This is a genomic window from Streptomyces sp. NPDC002125 (genome assembly GCF_053593715.1).
The window spans coordinates 195,253-214,438 of record NZ_JBSFDD010000012.1; the positions used below are offsets into that span (position 1 = coordinate 195,253).

Here is a 19,186-nt window from a genome sequence, read left to right on the forward strand (position 1 = left end):
TCCGGAAACTTTCGGAAACTTTCGAAGGTTGCACTTCTGCGAGCGACCCCCAGCACATGGGGCCGCCCCGACCTCCCACTGCCAGAAGGAGCTCCCCTGTGTGGTTTTACCCCCCGTCCAGGCTTGGCCCGAAGCGGTTACTCGCCGTGCTTGCTCCTTTGCTCCTCGTGGCCACGTTCCTCGGAGCTCAGCCGGCCGGCGCGGCGACCGTGGACCCCGGCGCCTCGTACGTGCTGGTCAACCGCGGCAGCGGCAAAGCGCTGGACGTCTACAACATGGCGACCAATGATGGCGCCCGCATCACCCAGTGGACCAGGAACGATCAGAAGCAGCAGCAGTGGCAGTTCGTCGCATCCGGGGACGGCTACTACCGCATCAAGTCACAGCACTCCGGCAAGGTACTCGACGTCCACAATTGGTCCACCGCGAACGGCGGTGCGATCGTCCAGTGGACCGACCTGCTCAGCGCCAATCAGCAGTGGCGGCTCGCCGACAGCCCGGACGGCTACGTACGGTTCATTTCGCGCCACAGCAACAAGGCCCTTGAGGTACAAGGCGCGTCCACCGCGGACAACGCGAACATCGTCCAGTACGACGACTGGGGCGGCACGAACCAGCAGTGGCAGCTCGTCAAGGTAGGCACCGAGACCCCCGGCCCGTGCGATCTTCCGTCGACATACCGGTGGACCTCGACGGGCGCGCTGGCGCAGCCCAAGTCGGGATGGGTCTCGCTCAAGGACTTCACCGTCGCCCCCTACAACGGCAGGCAACTCGTCTACGCGACGACGCACGACACGGGGACGAGTTGGGGCTCGATGAACTTCGGGCTGTTCACCAACTGGTCGGAGATGGCCTCAGCCAGCCAGAACACGATGTCGGCCGCCACCGTCGCGCCCTCGCTCTTCTACTTCGCGCCCAAGAACATCTGGGTGCTCACCTACCAGTGGGGCGGATCCGCCTTCTCCTACCGGACGTCGAGCGATCCCACCAACCCGAACGGCTGGTCGTCCCCGCAGGTCCTGTTCTCCGGAAGCATCTCCGACTCCGGAACAGGGCCCATCGACCAGACGGTCATCGGCGACGGGACGAACATGTACCTGTTCTTCGCCGGTGACAACGGCAAGATCTACCGGGCAAGCATGCCGATCGGGAACTTTCCGGGCAGCTTCGGCGCGACCTCGACCGTCGTCATGAGCGATACGACGAACAACCTGTTCGAGGCCCCGCAGGTCTACAAACTGCAGGGCCAGAACCGCTACCTCATGATCGTCGAGGCGATCGGCTCGCAGGGCCGCTTCTTCCGCTCGTTCACAGCAACGAGCCTCAACGGCTCATGGACGCCCCAGGCCGCGACCGAGAGCAACCCCTTCGCAGGCAAGACCAACAGCGGCGCCACCTGGACCGACGACATCAGCCACGGCGAACTGCTCCGCACCGGCCCCGATCAGACGATGACCGTCGACCCCTGCAATCTGCAATTGCTCTACCAGGGACGCAGCCCCAGCTCCGGCGGTGATTACGGTCTTCTGCCCTACCGCCCAGGTCTGCTGACACTGCAGCGCTGACGGCACCGAGGTGCGCACGGACCTCTGGGCGAGGAAGGCAGGCGACGCTCAAGAGGGACCGGTGCGAAGAACATGTCCATAGCCGGGGCCCGCATCCCTCGGGGTGCGGGCCCCGGCTACCGGTGACGGCAGTGGCGCCGCACCCACGTGCCTGGCCGCCGAGGTCGGACCGCGGTGCGGGAGGCACCGCGCCACCGAAGCGCCGTGGTCGAGGTGCATCCGGCGGCTCCGCGGCGCTGTGGTGGCCCCTGCTGCCGGAGTGTCCGAGCGGGATATCCGGCAGCAGGAGCACTGGTGGTGAGCAGGCTCGGTCAGCCGATGGCGATCTCGTCGACCAGGAAGACGGTCGAGAGGTAGGTGTCTTCGCTGCCTGCGAACTCCAGCTTCACCGTCTGGCCCTTGTAGGCAGACAGGTCGACGGTTCTCTGGACGTATCCCGCGCTCGCGTTCGCGTTGGAGTAGGTAGCCAGGGTGCTGTTGTTGACCTTGACCTTGAGGGTGTCGTAGGCGGTGGAGCCGGACTCCTGGGTGGTGATCTTCAGCCAGAACGTGAGCTTCGGGGTGCCGGCGGAGGGCACCGTGATGTTCGACTGGGAGAGCGACTCGATGGCGTTGGTGCCGTAGCCCATCATCCAGGCGTACCAGGATCCGCTGCGGGCGGGCTGCCCTCCGCGCCCCGCACCTCGCACCGGGCCGCGAGCTGAACCGCGCAGGGGCCGCCACCTCCTGCTCGGGTGCGCTCTCGATGTGACCGGTCAGCCCACAGGGGCGGGGCCCCACGGTGACCGAGTGGCGCAGCAGGACCCACCGGGTGAGCGCGGAGCCCGGCCCATCGGCGTACAGCATGACAACTCCCCTGCGTGTCAGGACGTCAGCCGGTCGCGCGGGAGTAGTTCCCGGTCCGGCGGGCTCGCCGCACGGGGGCCGGCCAGGACGTCGTAGGTGTGGAGTCGCACGCCACCCCCACGGCGCCCGGGCCGGCCGTGTGTCGCCCCGGTGACCGGCGTCGCCGGCCCTCCTTCGGCCGCGAGACGCCCGGCGCGCAGCTGACCTTCTCCCCCACCGGGTACGGGACGGATCGCGTCCCGGTCCCACGGTGCGGCAAGTGATCACCGGCTGCTGCCGGACGGACCCGGCCGATGGCTAGCGCACGCCCGGCAGCAACGGTCCTGGTTCGGCGGTGGCGACGCCCGTCCCCTCCGTCTTCGGGTTGCGCCGCTGCCGTCTGGCCACCCAGGTGGCGAACCAGGAGAGCAGCATGCACATGCCGATGTAGATGGGCGAGATCACCATGACCACGGGGATGAACGGCAGGTCGTAGTCGAGGTTCGACGCGATCAGCTTGCCCGCGTGGAGGAACTCCTCGTAGGTGATCAGATATCCCAGCGAGGTGTCCTTGAGCGCCACCACCAGCTGGCTGATGATGGTGGGCAGCATCGCGCGCACCGCCTGAGGGGCCAGGACATGGGTGGTGACCTGCGTCTTGCGCATGCCCAGCGCGTACGCCGCCTCCCGCTGGCCCCGCTCCACGGAGTTGATTCCCGTACGGAAGACCTCGGCGAGCACGGAGCCGTTGTAGAGGGTCAGGCCGGCCACCAGCGCGGGCAGCGGCTGGACCTTGAGCGCGACGAAGATGAAGAAGATCATCACCAGCACGGGCATGGCCCGGAAGAACTCGACCAGCAGGGTCGAGACCCAGCGCACCGCCCTGTGGTCGGAGAGCCGCCCCACGGCGAGCACGGCCCCGAGCAGGAGGGAGAGCACCGCCGCGTAGGCGAAGGCTTTGAGAGTGTTGCCGAGTCCTCGCAGCAGCAGTTCCTGGATGCCCACGTAGGTGAAGGGCGTCCACTTGGCGCTGGTGAACTGGCCCGTGTCGAAGAGCAGATAGATGATCCAGCCGAGCAGCGCGAGGATAGCGACCGTCGAGACGACGCCGTAGGTGAAGTGCCGTTTGCGGGTGACCGGGCCGGGGATGTCGTAGAGCGCGGTCGCGGAGGTGGTGGAGTGGGTCATCGGGCGACTCCCCAGCGCTTCTCCATCACGTTGAAGAGGGCGCTGATGGCGAGGGTGATGATCAGGTATCCGACAGCGATCCAGACGAAGGACCAGATGATGCTGTAGCCGAGTTCGTTGAGCGTCTTGTAGGTGCCGAGCAGCTCCGTGACGCTGAAGGCTCCGGCGATCGCGGAGTTCTTCGCGAGCGCGATCAGGGTCGATCCCACGGGCGGGATCACCGACCGGAAGGCCTGTGGCAGCACCACGCTGCCGAGCGTCTGGTTGAAGGACATCCCCAGGCTGCGGGCCGCCTCGCCCTGCCCGGTGGGCACGGTGTTGATCCCGGACCGCAGGGCCTCGCAGATGAAGGCCGAGGTGTAGCAGCCGAGGGCGAGCACCGCGAAGACCTGGAAGGGAAGGACCAGGCCGAAGCGCGGCAGGCCGAGCAGCACGGCGAAGAAGAGCAGCGTCAGCGGGGTGTTGCGGAGCACCGCCACCCAGACGGTGCCGATCACCCGCAGCGATCCGACCGGCGCGACCCGGAAGGACGCCATGACGAACCCGAGCACCAGCGCCAGGATCGAGGCGTAGACGGTGAGTTCGACGGTGCCGAGGAAGCCCTCGCCGTAGAGCGACCAGTTCTCTGTCAGTACATCCATGATGGCCCTGCCCCTCAGGTCGCCGGGTAGCGGTCGATGGGCGGCGGTGTCGGCGCGGGCACCCCGGACAGCCCGAGGGTCGCCTCGAACGCCTTCTTCCAGTTGCCGTTCTTCTCGTTGGCCTCCAGCGCGTCGTTGAGCGCGAAGCGAAGCGCGTTGTCACTGCGCGGGACGCCGATGCCGTACGGCTCCTCGGAGAAGGGCTTGCCGACCACCTTCATCTCGTCCGGCGCCTTGGCCGCGAAGCCCAGCAGGATGGCGTCGTCGGTGGTGACGGCGTCGACCTGGAAGGTGAGCAGGTTGTCGACACAGATCGAGTACGTGTCGTAGGCGACGAGGTCCGCCTCGGGGAAGTCCGCGGCGATGCGCTGGTAGGGGGTGGATCCCGCGGCCGAGCAGACGGTCTTGCCGGCGAGGTCCTGCGGGCCCTTGATGTCGTTCTCGTCGGTGCGCACCAGCAGGCCCTGGCCGGCCATGTAGTAGGGCCCGGCGAAGCCGACGAGCTTCTTGCGCATGTCGTTGATCGTGTAGGTGCCGACGTAGTAGTCGATCTGCCCGTTCTGGAGCGCCGTCTCGCGGTTGGCGGAGGCGATGGTCCGGAAGCGGATCGTGTCCGGCTCGAAGCCGAGCGAGGCCGCCATCATGCGGGCGATCTCGATGTCGAAGCCCGAGTAGATCCCGGTGGCCGGGTCCTTCTCACCGAGGTAGGGCTGGTCCTCCTTGGCGCCGACGACGAGGTAGCCGCGCTTCTTGGCCTTCGTCCAGGTCCTGGACTCCGGCAGTTCGAAGCCGGTGTCGACGGTGTACTGGGGCAGCGCCCCGGCCTTCGGCCCCTTGACCGGCGGGCTGCCCTCCCTGCCGCAGCCGGCGGCGAGCGCCATGATCAGGAGGCAGGCCAGCACGGCCGCGATGTTTCTCGTACGCAACACGGTGCCCCCCGTCAGTGCTTGAGGATCTTGGACAGGAAGTCCTTGGCGCGGTCGCTCTCCGGGGCGGTGAAGAAGTCCTCCGGGGTGCGGTCCTCGACGATGCGGCCGTCGGCCATGAAGACCACGCGGTTGGCGGCGGACCGGGCGAATCCCATCTCGTGGGTGACGACGACCATGGTCATGCCCTCGCGTGCGAGCTGCTGCATGACCTCCAGGACCTCGTTGATCATCTCCGGGTCGAGCGCGGAGGTGGGCTCGTCGAACAGGAGCGCCTTGGGGTCCATGGCGAGGGCGCGGGCGATCGCGACGCGCTGCTGCTGACCGCCGGAGAGCTGGGCGGGCAGCTTGTCGGCCTGCGAGGCGAGCCCGACCCGTTCCAGCAGCTCCCGGGAGCGCCGGTCGGCCTCGTCCTTCTTGCGCTTGCGGACCTTGAGCTGGGCGAGCGAGACGTTCGCCAGGACGGTCTTGTGGGCGAAGAGGTTGAACGACTGGAAGACCATGCCCACTTCGGCCCGGAGCTCGGCAAGTCCCTTCCCCTCCTCGGGGAGGGGCTTCCCGTCGATGGCGATGTGACCGGACTCGATCGTCTCGAGTCTGTTGATGGTCCGGCAGAGCGTCGACTTACCCGATCCGGAGGGGCCGATGACCACGACCACCTCCCCGCGGCCGACGGTGAGATTGATGTTCTGCAGTACGTGCAACTTCCCGAAGTACTTGTTGACGTCCCGCAGCTCGATCAAAGGATCGACGGCCATACGCTGCCCTACCCACTTATCGCTTGTGTCGAGGTCAGCGCAAACTATCCAGGACGAACACGCACTTCGGAGCTGACACGCACCAACAGCGCATAAGGATGTTTATCGCGTTTTGGCCTCGGGCCCGCTCTCCGCCGACTCCGCGTACATCTCGGAGAGCTCGGGGCTCCCGGACATCGCCCAGTCCAGGCCCGCGGCGACCACGTCGATCTCTCGCCCGGACGCCAGCCGCACGACGGGCTGCCCGCTCGCCAGGATGTCCCAGACCGCGCCGGGGACCGTGCGCACGAGTACGGTGCCGAGGTAGAGGCCCGCGTCGTTGCCCACCCAGGGCAGTTCCTCGGGATCGTCGCGCCAGACCGGCGTCAGCTGGTCGAGGGCGGCCAACGAGGCTGGACTGTCGTCGAGTTCGAGACCACGCTGCCCTGCTCGGGCGCGCAGCAACTCGCATTCCGCGAACAGCTCGGCGACCCCCTCGGGGTCGGTCCGGACGGCGGCCGCGAGGGACCCCGGACGCGTACCGCCCTGTCGCTGCCGCCAGTTGTCCAGGAAGGGGATGTTCATGATCGATTCCCTTGGAAGGCCGAAGCGCCGGGCTTCGGGCCGGGCTGGACACCGGTGGAGCCGCTCCTGGTCGGCGAGTGAGCCACGTATGGCTCCGGTTGGCCTGCGTTCGCCATGTTCATCTCCCACTCGACTCCCATTCACACCACGGCACCACGGGGAACAACTCGTCCTGAAGCACCGCCATCAGGATCACCATGACACAAAACCGGCCCCGGTTCCCGGCACCTCCGGGGGCGCACACGACCTGCTCACACGACTACCGAACGGTAGCTCGGGTCGCCCGGCGGCCGGCGGCCGGCAGCCCGGACGGTACGGCGGACCGGGCCCAGGCCCAGCGGCGGGATCGGCGTGCCCATCTCCACCCTCGGTCTCAACTCCCCTGCGGCAACGGACCGGGGGGCACGGCGGAGTCCGCACGGGCGGGAACGCGGCCCGCGGCGCGCGACATCGCGCGGCACGTCCGGGACCTCGCCGGAGGCCGGAGCAGACCCGGTGTCTAGGGTACGGACATGACCTCGCAGAACTCGCAGAACTATCTCTCCGGACTCTTCTCACTGGAAGGCCGCGTCGCCGTGGTGACCGGCGGCAGCTCAGGCATCGGCCGGGCCATCACGGAGGCCCTCGCCCGCGCGGGCGCGAGCGTCGTGGTCGTGGCGCGCCGGGAGGCGGAGCTGAGGGAGACCGTCGACGAGCTCACCGCCGAAGGCTGCCGGGCGGCCTGGGTGAGCGCCGACCTCGGGACTGCCGAGGGCGTGCGGCTGGCGGGGGACGAGGCCGCGGCCGCGTTCGGCGAGCCGGACATCCTGGTCAACTCCGCGGGCATCAACCTGCGGCCGCCGATGAGCGAGCTGGACGAGGAGACCTGGGACACCACGATGGCGGTGAACCTCAAGGCGCCCCATCTGCTGGGCCGCCGGTTCGGCCCCGGCATGGCCGAGCGCGGCTTCGGCCGGATCATCCACATCACGTCCCAGCAGGCGCACCGGGCCTTCGTGCAGAGCGGGGCGTACGGAGTCTCCAAGGGCGCGCTGGAGTCGCTGGCGCGCTCGCAGGCCGAGGCCTGGTCCCCGTACGGCGTCACTTGCAACACCCTGGTGCCCGGCTTCGTGATGACGCCGCTGAACCAGCGGCTGTCGTCGGACCCCGAGCGGGTGGCGGCCCTGGCGGCCCGCACGATGGTGGGCCGCAACGGGCTGGCCGAGGACTTCGCGGGCGCCGCGGTGTTCCTGGCGAGCACGTCCTCGGCGTACGTCACCGGGCAGTCGGTCTTCGTCGACGGCGGGTTCTCGGTGCACTGACGCCCGCCGGGTGACGCCTGATGCCGCCCCGGCGAGGGGCGGCATCGGCGGTTCATGGACCCCGCCATGTCACCTTCCGGCGTCCGGGTCCGGTTCCTCCGCCTCGTCCGCCACCGCTGCCGCGACGGCTGACGACGCCGCGTCCTTGTCGATGCCCAGCCCCGCGAGGAGACCCGCGCCTCCCTCGAACTCCAGCACGGCCAGCAGGATGTGGCCGCTGCCGACGAAGTCATGACCGAGGCGCAGCGCCTCCCTGAAGGTGAGCTCCAGGACCTTGCGGGCCCCGGCGTCGTACGGGATGAGCTCGGGGACCTCGCCGGCCGGGGCCGGGAGCGCGAGAGACGCCGCCTCCCGTGCCGCGTCCAGCGAGACCCCCAGCCCCGCGACGGTCCGGGCGCCGAGCGAATCCGGCTCGGCGAGGAGGCCCAGGACGAGGTGTTCCACTCCCACCTCGTCGTTGCGGGCGGCATGGGCCTCGTTGCTCGCGCCCATGACGGCGTTCCTGGCCTCCGTGTCGAACTGACCGAACCCCTGACTCGGGTCCAGGTCCGACGCCTCGCCGGGCTTCTTGGGCACGAACCTCTTCTGGGCGGCCTGCCGGGTGACTCCCATGCTGCGGCCGATATCCGTCCAGGACGCGCCTGAGCGGCGCGCCTGGTCCACGAAGTGACCGATGAGATGGTCGGCGATCTCGCCCAGGTGATCCGCGGCGACCACCGCCCCGGAGAGCTGCTCCAGGGCGTCGGCGTGGGTCTTCTTGATCGCCTCGATGAGGTCGTCGAGGCGGATCGGAGGGTTGGGGCGCAACGGCTTCGTCATGAGGCAACCCTAGGTTGACACCCCCTGACCGTCAACCCGAAGTTGACACTTGAAGTGCCCTTGCCCTTGACGCCCGGGGGCTGTTGGCTGTGAGTGGCCGACCAGGAGACCGGGACGGCCTCGACGACACGGAAGAGCGACAGAGGGGTGTGCGATGGCCGGGGACCGCGACGGCATGGTCGTCTACTGGCGGCCCGGCTGCCCGTACTGCATGAAGCTCCGGCTGCGGCTCCGCTTCTCCGGGCTCACCTACAGCGAGGTGAACATCTGGCGCGACCAGGACGCCGCCGCCTACGTACGCTCGGTCGCCGACGGCAACGAGACCGTGCCGACGGTCTCCGTCGCGGGGCACGCCATGGTCAACCCCTCCAAGCGCGAGGTCGTGCGGGCCGTGACCGCACACGCCCCGCACCTGCTGCCCGCGAAGGACACGGCGAGGAGGAGCTGACCACGCGGCGGGCCGGAGAGGCTCCCCCGCGCCCCGGCTCCGCCCCGCCCGCGCGCCGCTCCCGTCAGACCTCCAGGTCCACGACCACGGGGGCGTGGTCCGACGCGCCCTTGCCCTTGCGCTCCTCGCGGTCGACGTAGCTGTCCTTGACCGCCGCCTGGAAGGGGGCGTTCCCGTAGACCAGGTCGATGCGCATGCCCTTGTTCTTCGGGAAGCGCAGCTGGCGGTAGTCCCAGTAGGTGTACGGGTGGGCGTACTTCAGGGGGCGGGGCACCACGTCGAGGAGCCCCTCCTCGCGCAGCGCGGCGAGGGCGGCCCGCTCGGCGGGAGTGACATGGGTGGAGTCCACGAACTCCGCGGGGTCCCAGACGTCCTCGTCGGTCGGCGCGATGTTGAAGTCGCCGAGGACCGCGAACGGCAGCGCCCCGGCCGCGTCCGCCGCCACGGACTTCCTCAGGGCCTCCAGCCAGCGCAGCTTGTAGCCGTAGTGGCCGTGGTCGACCTCGCGGCCGTTGGGGACGTAGACCGACCAGACCCGGGCGGGCCCGCAGGTGGCCGAGATCGCTCTCGGCTCCTGCACCCCCTCGTACTCCGGGCCGTCGGGCAGGCCCGTCACGACGTCCGTGAGGCCGACGCGGGAGAGCAGCGCGACGCCGTTCCACCGGCCCGTGGCGTTGACCGCGGACTCGTAGCCCAGCTCGCGCAGCGCCTCGGCGGGGAACTGCTCGAGCGTGCACTTGGTCTCCTGGATGCACAGCACGTCGGTGCCGCTGCTCTCCAGCCAGGCCAGCAGCCTCGGGAGCCGGGCCGTGATCGAATTGACGTTCCACGTGGCGATACGCATGCAGCAAACCTAACCGCTCCCACCGACAACGGGCTCAGAGACGGGTCGCGTCGCCCGGGGTCAGCCGGCTGTGGTCCGCTCCGCCGAGCGCGCCGATCTGCATGTCGTAGATCGGGCGGGCGAGGTCGGTGAGCAGGGCGTCGTGAATGTCGATCGCGCGGCGCGGCTTCACCTCGCGTACGTAGTCGATGACCTCGGAGATCTTGCTCCAGGGAGCCATCACGGGCAGCATCAGCGTGTCCACCGGGTGATCGGGCACCGTGAGCGCGTCGCCCGGGTGGAACACGGAACCGTCCACCAGGAAGCCGATGTTGGTGATCCGCGGGATGTCCGGGTGGATCACGGCGTGGAGTTCACCGTGCACCTGGACGTCGAACCCTGCGGCGGTGAACGTGTCGCCGTGGCCGACCGTGTGGACTCGCCCCGGGAACGCGGCGGACAGCTGCTCGGCCACGCTGCGCAGGGTCCACAACTGCGCGGCGGGGTTGGACTCCAGGCCCGCGCGCAGCCGCGCCTCGTCGAAGTGGTCCGGGTGCTCGTGCGTCACCAGGAACGCGTCAGCACCGGCGGTGGCGTCGTCCTCGGAGAACCCTCCGGGGTCGACGACGAGCGACCGCCCGTCCCGCTCCAGACGGACGCACGAGTGGGTCTTCTTGGTCAGCGTAAGAGAAGAAGCGTTCATGCTCCTATCCTGCTACGCGGGCGGAGTGGTTTCCTCCTGGATCACGGACCGCGCGATCTCGAACGCCGCGCCGGCCGCCGGCATGCCGCAGTAGACGGCGGTCTGGAGCAGCACCTCCTTGATCTCGACCGGCGTGAGTCCGTTGCGCAGGGCCGCCCTGATGTGCTGGGCGAGGCCCCCCAGGTGCCCGGAGGCGACGACCGCGGTGAGCGTGACGCAACTGCGCGACCTGCGGTCGAGTCCCTCGCGGGTCCAGATCTCGCCCCAGGCGTAACGGGTCAGGAGCTCCTGGTAGTCGTCGCTGAACCCGTCGGACGCGGCCGTCTCCGCGTCCACATGGGCATCGCCCAGCACCTCGCGCCGGACCTTCATCCCCCGCTCGTGGAGATCGCTGCGGGCCGGGGCGGAGGCATCGGGCGCCTCGATCGCGGGAGCGATCTCGGCCACGGGGACGACCGGGGCGAAGGGGGTGGCGAAACCCGGGGAGGGCGGTACGGGGATCGACGCCTGGGTGTCCTGCCAGGAGGTCGAGAAGTGCATGAGCAGCAGGTCGGTGACGGCGGCCGGCTGCTCGACCGGCGCCAGGTGGCTGGCGCCCGGCACGAGGGCGAGCCGGGCGTCCGGAATGCCCGCGACGAGGGTCCTGGCCTCGGCGGGCCCGGTGACCTTGTCCTCGGCACCGACCAGGACGAGGGTCGGCACGCCGATGCGGGGCAGTTCCGTACGGATGTCGAAGGCGGCCAGTGCCTCGCAGGCGGCGATGTAGCAGCCGGGGTCGGTGGTGCGGACCATCTGCACGGCCCACTCGACGATGGCGGGCTGGGCCGCGGCGAAGCCGGGGGTGAACCAGCGTTCCGGGGAGGTGCGCGCGATCGGCTCCAGCCCGTTGCTGCGGACGATCACCCCGCGCTGCCGGAACTCGTCGGCGCTCCCGAAGCGCGGCGAGGCGGCGACCAGGGCGAGGGCGGCGACCCGGTGCGGGTGGCGCAGCGCGAGATCGGCGCCGACGGCCCCGCCGACGGCGCAGCCCGCGTATCCGAAGCGCTGCACTCCGAGGCTGTCCAGCGTGGCGAGGACACGGTCGGCGATCTCGGTGACCGAGGCGGCGGGGTGCGCGGGAGCCCCGCCGTGCCCCGGCAGGTCGTACCGGAAGACCCTCCAGTGCTGGGAGAGCTCGGGTATCTGGCGGTCCCACATGTGCCATGTGGTACCCAGGGACGGCCCGATCACCAGGACCGGAGCGTCTTCTGGCCCGTCAAAGCGGTATTGCATGGTGTTCGGTGGTGTCTCACTCACGCCCCAGACCCTCTCACGTCTCACCTCCAGAGCTACCGCCAGGGCCAGAAAGTCTGGGGTGACGCCGGCATGGACGCCATGTGGAGCGCCTCGACGGTCAAGGTCATCGGTGCGGGTATCGATGACCCCGACTTCGCCGACAAACTCAGCCGTCTGATCGGCGACCACGACGTCGAGACCACCTCGACCTCGCACTCCGAGTCCGGCAAGTCGACCTCGGTGTCAATGCGGCAGGAACGGATCCTGCCCGCCGACGCGATCCGCGCCCTGCCCAAGGGCACCGCGCTCTGCTTCGCCACCGGCATGCGCGCCGCCATGCTCGACCTGCGCCCCTGGTACCGGGAGCCCGGAGCGGAAGAACTGTCCGCAGCCTCCGCCCGCGCGTCAAAGGCGATCACCGACCGCGCCGTCGCGAAACACGCGCCGACACAGTCCGGCTTCGGGCAAGCCGCCTGAGCCGTATCCGCTTGGCTCGGCGCCGGTCCGCTCCTGGGAGGAGGACTGCGCGCGCCTGGTAACTAAAAGCTGGCCGCCCGCCTCGGGCCAGATGGCACCCCCTCCCGGGCACGTCGCCCGCTTCCGGTAAGCCCCTGAGCAAACGCCTCGCCCTAACCGTCTGCGGGACGGGCTGGACGAGCGCGGATTCACACTCCTGGAGATGACCTGCACATTTACGAACCCACCGACCTCGATGACATGTCCCCGCGCCATGCAGTGGATGCCGTAGCTGCGGACATACGCGACCACCCCATCACCGTGGACGGCACCGGCCTGTTCAACGCCACGCGGCACATTGGCCTGCTGTGCCACCTCACCTCGCGCATGACCGCCGACGCCGAGTACCAGCTCGCCCCGAACATCGCCGGCCTCCCACCCGCCGAGATCCTCGGTAGGACCGCCGGCCACCTCGGACGGGCCATCGCCCACTACACGCAGGCCCTCACCCCACTCATCACCCTCACCACCACGGTGCAGCACAAGCTCGACTCGCTCGACCACCACAGCCGCCTGCTGGCCCACTTCGACGACGCCGGACGGGCCCTGACCGCGGCTCGCACCGCGCTGGAGGCACCGCAGCCTCCCGCTGCTCCCAGCGCACCCGCTCCGGCACCCTCCGCACCGCTCGCACGCGCTGCCCGGCGCCGCGCATGACAACACCGCCCGTCGAGGGCCTTCTGTTTGAGGTCCCCGCTCCGCCGACGTCGGTCGAACGGTTGCTGCTGCTCGCGGACCAGTACACCCGCCACAACGACATGCTCGACCTTCATCTCCATACCAGCACGTATTGCGAGCCTGACGCCCACATCGCCTCGACACGGCGACTCGCATCAGCAACCCGCACCGCCCTTCAGGCGCTCACCAACGAGCGGCTCTATGAGAGTCCCGAGGTGGCCGACGCGACGGTCCGCCTCCAACAGCTCGCCTTCCTGAGCACCGCCTGCACAGACCAGCCTCTGTCGATGGCTCGGGCGTTGACGGCACTGGCCCCAGAGGCTGCCGTGGAAAGCGCCGTACGCATAGCCGGAGAGATCCGACGCCGACGCGGAAGCGCCACCGACGTTCCAGACCTGCAACTGAACGCCACACAGGACCTCGCCCTGCGGGCGATCGCACGCGGACACGTCGTGGCCACCACATCCCAGGGCCGGCACTACGTCCATTCCCGGGACGCACGCGTGCTGATCGGCACGCTGCGGTCGCTGGAGGCCAACGACCTCGTCGAACGCGTCCCGCAGTCCGCATCCCCTGCCTTTGTCGGGGGGCCGCTGCAGGACCGAGTCCGTCTCACCTCAGCTGGAACCACCGCCCTGGCCTCCACCATCGGCCTGCCTCCAGTCGCCGCGAGCCCGTCGGCAACGGTTTCGCCGCCCGCCCCGGCCAGCGCGCGGACGGCGGCCCGAAGCCGCTGACCGACCCTCCAGCGCCGACCCTTTTCAAGGTCGCGCGGATCCGCAACTCACCGGAGCCCATCATCCCCCTGCGCCACATCGATCTGCCGCTCCAGATCGACCTTCTCCGCGAGCTCGGAGCCGACTTCACCGCCCTGCACACCAAAGTCACCGCGCTCGCCCCCGAGCCGGGCAGTGACCTGCTGCGGCAGGTCGGCCCGCAGATCCTCGCCATCCACGACCTCGTGAGCCGGTCCCTGGTCCGGCTGTCCGTCCTGGACGGCAGTCAGTACACCGCCGTGCCCGGCAGCCGGGTCTCATTGGAGACGCTCAGCGGCATCACCGCGTCCGCTTCGATCGCCGCCTCCCAGCTGGCACGAGCCATCGGCGACAACCCGCTCGACGGCGCACTCTTCGCCGACGGCCCGCCTGCCGACGAGGAGTTCGTGCGCCAGACGCGGCACACCGAGGCCGCACCGGTCCTGACCGCAAGCCTGGCCAGCGCCGCCCAGCACCTCGAACTGAGCGCAACTTGCTGCCAGTACACGGCATCAGCCATCATCCGCGACCTGACAGAGCACCCCGAGCACCGGCCCGACCTGCCGGAGCTGTCGCCCGCCCAGTACGCGGTGCTCGAACGAATCGCCCGAGGCGGCACCCGGCGATACGCACCGCTCAAGAGCCCCGTCCGCATCACCGACAGCGACGGCCGGCCCGTCCACCCCAAGCCCTTCGGCGTGCTGGAGAAGGAGCGCCTGATCCGTGTGGCGCGGACTTCCAGGTACATCAGCCAGGACGTCGTGGTCACGGCCGCCGGACAGCTCGCACTGGACTTCCAGAAGCCGCACCGCTCCCAGGCACCGTCACCGGTCAAACCGCCGCCGGCACCCCGCAACACGGGCGGCAGGAAGCCGTGAACACGTTCGCCCCGAACGATCTGGTCCTCGTCTCGCCGCGGTACCGGGCCGGCAGCGGAACGAACAAGATCAACGACGTCATCGGTCCCCTGGTCCACCTGTTCACGTGGCCCTACGAGCACAATCCGCAGACCGGCCGCATCGACATCGACAGCCCCTGCCGCAGCGTGTTCCTCGACTTCGACCCCAACCGTCAGGACGGCGTGTAGTGGACCATCGCCCACCACGAGCCCAACTGGCAGATCGAGTTCAGCCGGCAGACGCCGACCGAGGCCATCGCGTCCGTTACCCAGGCCCTGCCCCAGCTGCTCGGTGACCGCCGGCATGCCGCCCGCATCTCCCTCGCGGCCGAGTCCGTCTCCCACCTTGCCAAGACCAGCGGCTGGGAGGCGTCCTCCATTTCGTCGGGGGTGGCGTGGGCCTCTTCCGACGGCCACTGCACCGTCGAGCACCGCTCGGACCCCCTGCATCCCTGGCGGATCGAGCACTCCGTGTACGACGGCTTCGACACGCACTGGAGCGCCACCTTCACCCCGGAGGTGCCCGAGCCCCTGGTCGCCCAGTTCTTCACCCACCTCGCGACCACCACCCCGGTGGAACGTCTCTTCCGCGATGTCCCGTACTTCGTGCAGAAGCTGGACGAAGTGCTCATCACCCCGATCCATGGGGCTGCTGTGAATCCGCATGTCGCCCACGACGGTGCCCAGCTCGGCCATGCCGTACGCCATCGCTGATCTCTCGCCATGGACAAGAGGTCGCATCCGCGTGTCTGCCCGACCCCGCTGACGGGCCGGCCCGCACCGGCCCCTCCATCTTTCTCCCATTGCAGAAGGTTTGCCCATCAGTCCGCTTCCCTCCCCCACCAGCACGCGCCGTGTGTCTCTGCCCGACGGCGCTGAACTGACCGCCTACCTCGACGGGCCGGCCGACGCGCCCGTCACCCTCGTTCTGGTCCACGGGCTGTCCGTCACCGCGGACCTGTGGCGCCTGCACACCCCACCCCTTGCCGCCCACGGCGTCCGGGTCGTGCGCTACGACCAGCGCGCACACGGACAGTCCACCCGGGGAACAGCCCCGATCAGGCTCGAAAAACTCGCCGATGACCTTTCCTTCCTCATCGACAACTGCGCCCCGCACGGTCCGCTGGTCCTCGCCGGCCACTCCATGGGCGGAATGATCCTGCAGACCCTGACGACGATGCGTCCCGACCTGCTCCCCCGGATACAGGGCCTCCTGCTGATCTCCACGCCCGACGGACCGGTCACCACCCGCCCCGTGCCCGGGCTGCGGACCCGGCTCCTCAGCTGGGGCCGCGACCTCCTCGCACACACCTGCACCCACGCCCCCGCGGTGGTGGACGCGATACGGCGCCGCCTGCCACGCTCCAGCCCCTGGGCCCTGTCCACCACCGCACCCCCAAGCGGTGGCACCAGCATGCCAGTCGCCTGTCGGCGCGGCCTGCACCACACCGCCACCCGTGACATCGCCGCGTTCTGGCAAGCACTCGCCATCCGCGGATCCCGTCCCGTCGACGGGCTGCGCACCGTGGGTCCGCGCCTGACCCTCCTTGCAGGTTCCGCTGACGTCCACGTGCCCGCCGACCACACCCGGGCCCTCGCCCTCCGCCTGCCCCAGGCACGGTTCGTGCTGACCGACCAGGCCACCCACACGCTTCCCATCCGCCACCCCCACGCCGTCGTGGAAAGCCTGACCCACCTCCTGTTCACCGCCCGAAACCACTGACCCCCGTGGAAAGGAACATCCTGCTCGCCGCTCAGAAACTCGGCGCTCTCCTCGCCCAACCCGCATGCCGACTCGGTGTTTTCGTCCCCGCCGGCCTGCATCCGCAGACCGCTGAGCAGCTCCACCTCGACTGCCTCGCGGACGCCGGAGCCGACCTGTTGGAGATCGGCTTTCCTCATCACGCGCCCTTCCTCGACGGTCCCGTCATCCAGTCCGCCTACCGCCGCGCCCTTCGACACGGGCACGTGCTGGATCGCACCGTCCGTGCGGTTGAGCACGCCGCTCGCCTGCGGCCGACCGTCGTCATGGCCTACTGGGATTCCGTCAGTCGCCACGGCCCCGAGCACGTGGCCGACCTGTTCGCCGACGCTGGCGCCGCCGGGGTAATGGTCGTCGATCTGCCTGCGCACATGGCCGCACGCTGGCATCAGGCCGCGAGCCGCGCGGGCCTGGTCACGCCGAGCCTCGTCCCGCGCCGCACCCCCGGCTCAGGTCTGCCGGCGGCGGTAGCCGGGGCGTCGGGATGGCTCTACGCGCCCGCCAGTACCGCCCTCACCGGCCACCAGGGCGCGGTGGACCTCTGCGCGCTCGCCGACTTCATCCAGCGTCTTCGGCAGGCCGTTTCGGTCCCCGTCGTCTCGGGAGTGGGGATCTCCACCCCGGCTCTCGCGGCACGCATTGCTCCGCTGGTGAACGCGGTCATCATCGGCACTCCTGTCGTCCGCGCTCTGCTGACGAAGCCCGGCCAGGCCCCTGCCGTGGCCGCGTCGTTCGCTCAGGCGCTGCGCCCGACCTTCAGGGAGCACCGTGTCTGATTTCGATACGCCGGCCGAGCCCCTCTCGCGCCTGAGCGCAGAAGCCCTTGCGTTGCGCCACGCACTGGGCGCCGCTGGCAAGGACCGCGACGCCCGCGCCCTGGCCACCTGGATCACCGATGCGCAGACTCTCGCCCGCAGCGCGCTGGACATCCTTCTCGACCTCACGCCGGCCCGGTCGCACACCACGGCCGAAGGACTGCTGTTCCTCGACCGCCTCGCGCAGATCGCCAAGGCCGCCCAGGACGCCGGCGCCGAACTGACCGCGGCCCTGGCCCACGCCGTGGAGAACCAGCGCCGATGCGTCGCCGCCTCGTCGGGACGGGTTGTTGTCATCGGGCCTTCGCCCCAGCAGCTCATTGCCTCGGCCGCCAACCTGCTCGGCCGCATCCCCGCCCTCTGCCACGCGATACACCACGAGCGGCTGGTGCCGACTCACCACGCGCACCGGCCGCGTTGAGGGCGCGCCCTCCGTTTCCAACCCCCAGGACAGACCATTTCAGATCAACCCCGATTCCGCGCCCTTTCTCTCGGCGCAGGTCTGTACCGAGTTCAGCACGTTGCACGCGGCTTACTAAGCCTCCAGCAAACGCAACAACACAGCCTGGCCGCCGAAGCCATGCCCCCGGTCAGCGATCAGAGCGGCTTCGGACGTACGACCCAGCCACAGCCCGACCCCTGCCTGCCCTCCGCTCCACCACCACCGAGGAGAACGACCTGACATCCCCGCCCCAGCCCCTCCACGTCGAAGCCGACATTCGCCAGCAAGTGACCCTCCTCGCCCGCGCCCTGGGACTCACCCCCAGCGAGACCATCGCTCACCTGCTCCGCCTCTACGCCCAGCCCACGCCCGAGACACCAGCCCGCCCGGACATGCTCACCCCCGTCTACGCCATCTATCAGCGCAGACGCATCGAGGGGCACTTCGATCGTTCCACCGGCGCTCTGAGCATCCCTGCAGGCCCCGGGGCGGGGCAGTACAAGACTCCCAGCGGCGCTGCTCGCGCCGTCATCACGGCGCTACGCCCGCAGGTCTCGCCTATCCGTACCGGATGGACTTTCTGGCGCCTTGCCGAGACCGGCGCCCACCTCGAAGTCCTCCGCGGCTCCGCCACTCACACACGCACCACAACGAGCCCGCCCGCACCGCCGCCCGCCAGTAGAGCCACGCCGCGCACCCGCTGACCCCCCGCCGATCCACCCCGGGGAGCAGGTCCGCCGTCACCGGCGGCCCGTCCGGACTGGCCTCAGATGCCGCAGTCGCCGGCCCTCGCGCGAGCTGCCCCGGCACCCCAGCTGTCCCTTCGCCCCGCGGATCACTACGCCCTCACCCCTGGAATTCTATGAGCACCCCCACCCTGAGAATCCTTTCGCTCGGCGCCGGAGTCCAGTCCAGCACCTTGCTCGCCCTGTCCGCCGAGGGCGTCCTCCCCAAGGTCGATTACGCGATTTTCGCCGACACGGGATGGGAGCCGAAAGCCGTTTACGCCCATCTGGACCGCCTGGAAGAAGAGGTGGCAAAGCCCGCCAGTATTCCAGTCCTTCGCGTCGCATCCGGAAATATTCGAAGCGATGCGTTGAATCCCGATCACCGGTTCGCCTCGATGCCTCTCCATATCCTCAACAAAGACGGCCGGCCCGGGATGACCCGCAGGCAGTGCACCGGCGAATATAAGATAAAACCAATAAAGCAGAAGGTGCGTGAACTTCTCGGGCACCCCTACCCATCACGCATCCCCAGGGGGATGTTCGTCGAGCAGTGGGTCGGTATCTCGACCGATGAGTTCCACCGGGCCAAGGACGCCGATGTCCAGTACATGCGCAACCGCCACCCCCTTCTGGACCTCGGCTGGAGCAGAGCGGACTGCGTCCGTTACCTGAGCTCACTCGGGCTGGCCGAGACGCCGAAATCGAGTTGCCTCGGATTCCCTATTGAATCTTCGTGTTGCAGCGGTACGAGTTGCG

At 69.3% G+C, this 19,186-nt stretch carries 22 protein-coding genes and 3 pseudogenes; 14 read left to right on the plus strand and 11 right to left on the minus strand.

What is annotated here, in order from left to right:
• Positions 1–98: 98 nt before the first annotated feature.
• Positions 99–1,565: a non-reducing end alpha-L-arabinofuranosidase family hydrolase gene (locus ACWCQM_RS21920; protein WP_450916847.1), complete on the plus strand. Its 1,467-nt coding sequence runs from the start codon at positions 99–101 to the stop codon at positions 1,563–1,565.
• 311 nt (positions 1,566–1,876) lie between these two features.
• On the opposite strand, the gene ACWCQM_RS21925 is transcribed toward ACWCQM_RS21920, so the two are convergent.
• The 6 genes from ACWCQM_RS21925 to ACWCQM_RS21950 all read right to left on the minus strand — a co-directional run bounded on the left by ACWCQM_RS21925 (position 1,877) and on the right by ACWCQM_RS21950 (position 6,467).
• Positions 1,877–2,197 (minus strand): hypothetical protein, encoded by a 321-nt coding sequence (locus ACWCQM_RS21925; RefSeq protein WP_450916848.1) that lies wholly within the window; start codon positions 2,195–2,197, stop codon positions 1,877–1,879.
• A 511-nt stretch (positions 2,198–2,708) separates the two neighbouring features.
• Positions 2,709–3,578: an amino acid ABC transporter permease gene (locus tag ACWCQM_RS21930; protein WP_450916849.1), complete on the minus strand. Its 870-nt coding sequence runs from the start codon at positions 3,576–3,578 to the stop codon at positions 2,709–2,711.
• On the minus strand, positions 3,575–4,219 hold the full coding sequence (locus ACWCQM_RS21935) for an amino acid ABC transporter permease (protein WP_267078100.1): 645 nt from the start codon (positions 4,217–4,219) through the stop codon (positions 3,575–3,577). Before ACWCQM_RS21935 ends, ACWCQM_RS21930 begins: the two co-directional genes overlap by 4 nt.
• Positions 4,220–4,233: 14 nt before the next feature.
• Positions 4,234–5,148, minus strand: coding sequence for a glutamate ABC transporter substrate-binding protein (locus tag ACWCQM_RS21940; protein ID WP_450916850.1), 915 nt, complete (start codon positions 5,146–5,148; stop codon positions 4,234–4,236).
• Positions 5,149–5,159: 11 nt separating this feature from the next.
• Positions 5,160–5,903 carry an amino acid ABC transporter ATP-binding protein gene (locus tag ACWCQM_RS21945; protein ID WP_073748644.1) on the minus strand — a complete coding sequence of 248 codons (744 nt, stop codon included), beginning with the start codon at positions 5,901–5,903 and terminating at the stop codon, positions 5,160–5,162.
• 102 nt (positions 5,904–6,005) lie between these two features.
• Positions 6,006–6,467, minus strand: coding sequence for a DUF6278 family protein (locus ACWCQM_RS21950; protein ID WP_450916851.1), 462 nt, complete (start codon positions 6,465–6,467; stop codon positions 6,006–6,008).
• 512 nt (positions 6,468–6,979) lie between these two features.
• On the opposite strand from ACWCQM_RS21950, the gene ACWCQM_RS21955 reads away from it, so the two are divergent.
• Positions 6,980–7,768, plus strand: coding sequence for an SDR family NAD(P)-dependent oxidoreductase (locus ACWCQM_RS21955; RefSeq protein WP_450916852.1), 789 nt, complete (start codon positions 6,980–6,982; stop codon positions 7,766–7,768).
• A 69-nt stretch (positions 7,769–7,837) separates the two neighbouring features.
• Here ACWCQM_RS21955 and ACWCQM_RS21960 read toward each other — a convergent pair whose 3' ends face one another.
• Complete coding sequence (locus ACWCQM_RS21960) at positions 7,838–8,587, minus strand: Clp protease N-terminal domain-containing protein (protein ID WP_450916853.1); 750 nt, start codon at positions 8,585–8,587, stop codon at positions 7,838–7,840.
• A 154-nt stretch (positions 8,588–8,741) separates the two neighbouring features.
• Here ACWCQM_RS21960 and ACWCQM_RS21965 point away from each other — a divergent pair, with 154 nt between their 5' ends.
• Positions 8,742–9,035 carry a mycoredoxin gene (locus ACWCQM_RS21965; protein WP_450916854.1) on the plus strand — a complete coding sequence of 98 codons (294 nt, stop codon included), beginning with the start codon at positions 8,742–8,744 and terminating at the stop codon, positions 9,033–9,035.
• Positions 9,036–9,099: 64 nt separating this feature from the next.
• Here the strand turns inward: ACWCQM_RS21965 and ACWCQM_RS21970 are convergent, their stop codons facing one another.
• From ACWCQM_RS21970 to pcaDC, 3 genes are read right to left on the minus strand one after another with little or no spacing between them, the layout of a single operon-like run.
• Complete coding sequence (locus ACWCQM_RS21970; protein WP_450916855.1) at positions 9,100–9,879, minus strand: exodeoxyribonuclease III; 780 nt, start codon at positions 9,877–9,879, stop codon at positions 9,100–9,102.
• A 34-nt stretch (positions 9,880–9,913) separates the two neighbouring features.
• Complete coding sequence (locus ACWCQM_RS21975) at positions 9,914–10,561, minus strand: MBL fold metallo-hydrolase (protein ID WP_073748638.1); 648 nt, start codon at positions 10,559–10,561, stop codon at positions 9,914–9,916.
• Positions 10,562–10,573: 12 nt separating this feature from the next.
• On the minus strand, positions 10,574–11,833 hold the full coding sequence (gene pcaDC / locus ACWCQM_RS21980) for a bifunctional 3-oxoadipate enol-lactonase/4-carboxymuconolactone decarboxylase PcaDC (protein WP_450916856.1): 1,260 nt from the start codon (positions 11,831–11,833) through the stop codon (positions 10,574–10,576).
• 48 nt (positions 11,834–11,881) lie between these two features.
• On the opposite strand from pcaDC, the pseudogene ACWCQM_RS21985 reads away from it, so the two are divergent.
• From ACWCQM_RS21985 to ACWCQM_RS21995, 3 genes and pseudogenes are all read left to right on the plus strand, one after another.
• Positions 11,882–12,313: pseudogene (locus ACWCQM_RS21985) on the plus strand (TraM recognition domain-containing protein); the annotation flags it as partial.
• A 240-nt stretch (positions 12,314–12,553) separates the two neighbouring features.
• A complete protein-coding gene (locus ACWCQM_RS21990; RefSeq protein ID WP_450916857.1) occupies positions 12,554–13,009 on the plus strand; it encodes a hypothetical protein in 456 nt (151 codons plus the stop codon).
• Positions 13,006–13,767 carry a hypothetical protein gene (locus ACWCQM_RS21995; protein ID WP_450916858.1) on the plus strand — a complete coding sequence of 254 codons (762 nt, stop codon included), beginning with the start codon at positions 13,006–13,008 and terminating at the stop codon, positions 13,765–13,767. Before ACWCQM_RS21990 ends, ACWCQM_RS21995 begins: the two co-directional genes overlap by 4 nt.
• Positions 13,768–13,814: 47 nt before the next feature.
• Here ACWCQM_RS21995 and ACWCQM_RS22000 read toward each other — a convergent pair whose 3' ends face one another.
• Positions 13,815–13,985: a hypothetical protein gene (locus ACWCQM_RS22000; protein ID WP_450916859.1), complete on the minus strand. Its 171-nt coding sequence runs from the start codon at positions 13,983–13,985 to the stop codon at positions 13,815–13,817.
• A 6-nt stretch (positions 13,986–13,991) separates the two neighbouring features.
• On the opposite strand from ACWCQM_RS22000, the gene ACWCQM_RS22005 reads away from it, so the two are divergent.
• The 8 genes and pseudogenes from ACWCQM_RS22005 to ACWCQM_RS22040 all read left to right on the plus strand — a co-directional run.
• Positions 13,992–14,663, plus strand: a complete 672-nt coding sequence (locus ACWCQM_RS22005; protein ID WP_450916860.1) for a hypothetical protein — start codon at positions 13,992–13,994, stop codon at positions 14,661–14,663.
• Positions 14,660–14,872, plus strand: coding sequence for a hypothetical protein (locus tag ACWCQM_RS22010; protein ID WP_450916861.1), 213 nt, complete (start codon positions 14,660–14,662; stop codon positions 14,870–14,872). The genes ACWCQM_RS22005 and ACWCQM_RS22010 overlap by 4 nt, the downstream gene beginning before the upstream one ends.
• A gap of 6 nt (positions 14,873–14,878) precedes the next feature.
• Positions 14,879–14,950, plus strand: a pseudogene (locus ACWCQM_RS22015) (DUF317 domain-containing protein); the annotation flags it as partial.
• Between the two features lie 123 nt (positions 14,951–15,073).
• Positions 15,074–15,397, plus strand: a complete 324-nt coding sequence (locus ACWCQM_RS22020; RefSeq protein ID WP_450916862.1) for a DUF317 domain-containing protein — start codon at positions 15,074–15,076, stop codon at positions 15,395–15,397.
• Between the two features lie 142 nt (positions 15,398–15,539).
• Positions 15,540–16,406, plus strand: coding sequence for an alpha/beta fold hydrolase (locus tag ACWCQM_RS22025; RefSeq protein WP_450916863.1), 867 nt, complete (start codon positions 15,540–15,542; stop codon positions 16,404–16,406).
• Between the two features lie 5 nt (positions 16,407–16,411).
• Entirely contained in the window at positions 16,412–17,221 is an 810-nt protein-coding gene (trpA, locus tag ACWCQM_RS22030; protein ID WP_450916864.1) for a tryptophan synthase subunit alpha, read from the plus strand.
• On the plus strand, positions 17,214–17,681 hold the full coding sequence (locus ACWCQM_RS22035; RefSeq protein WP_450916865.1) for a hypothetical protein: 468 nt from the start codon (positions 17,214–17,216) through the stop codon (positions 17,679–17,681). The genes trpA and ACWCQM_RS22035 overlap by 8 nt, the downstream gene beginning before the upstream one ends.
• A gap of 940 nt (positions 17,682–18,621) precedes the next feature.
• Positions 18,622–19,164 (plus strand): annotated as a pseudogene (locus tag ACWCQM_RS22040) (hypothetical protein); the annotation flags it as partial.
• Between the last annotated feature and the right edge of the window lie 22 nt (positions 19,165–19,186).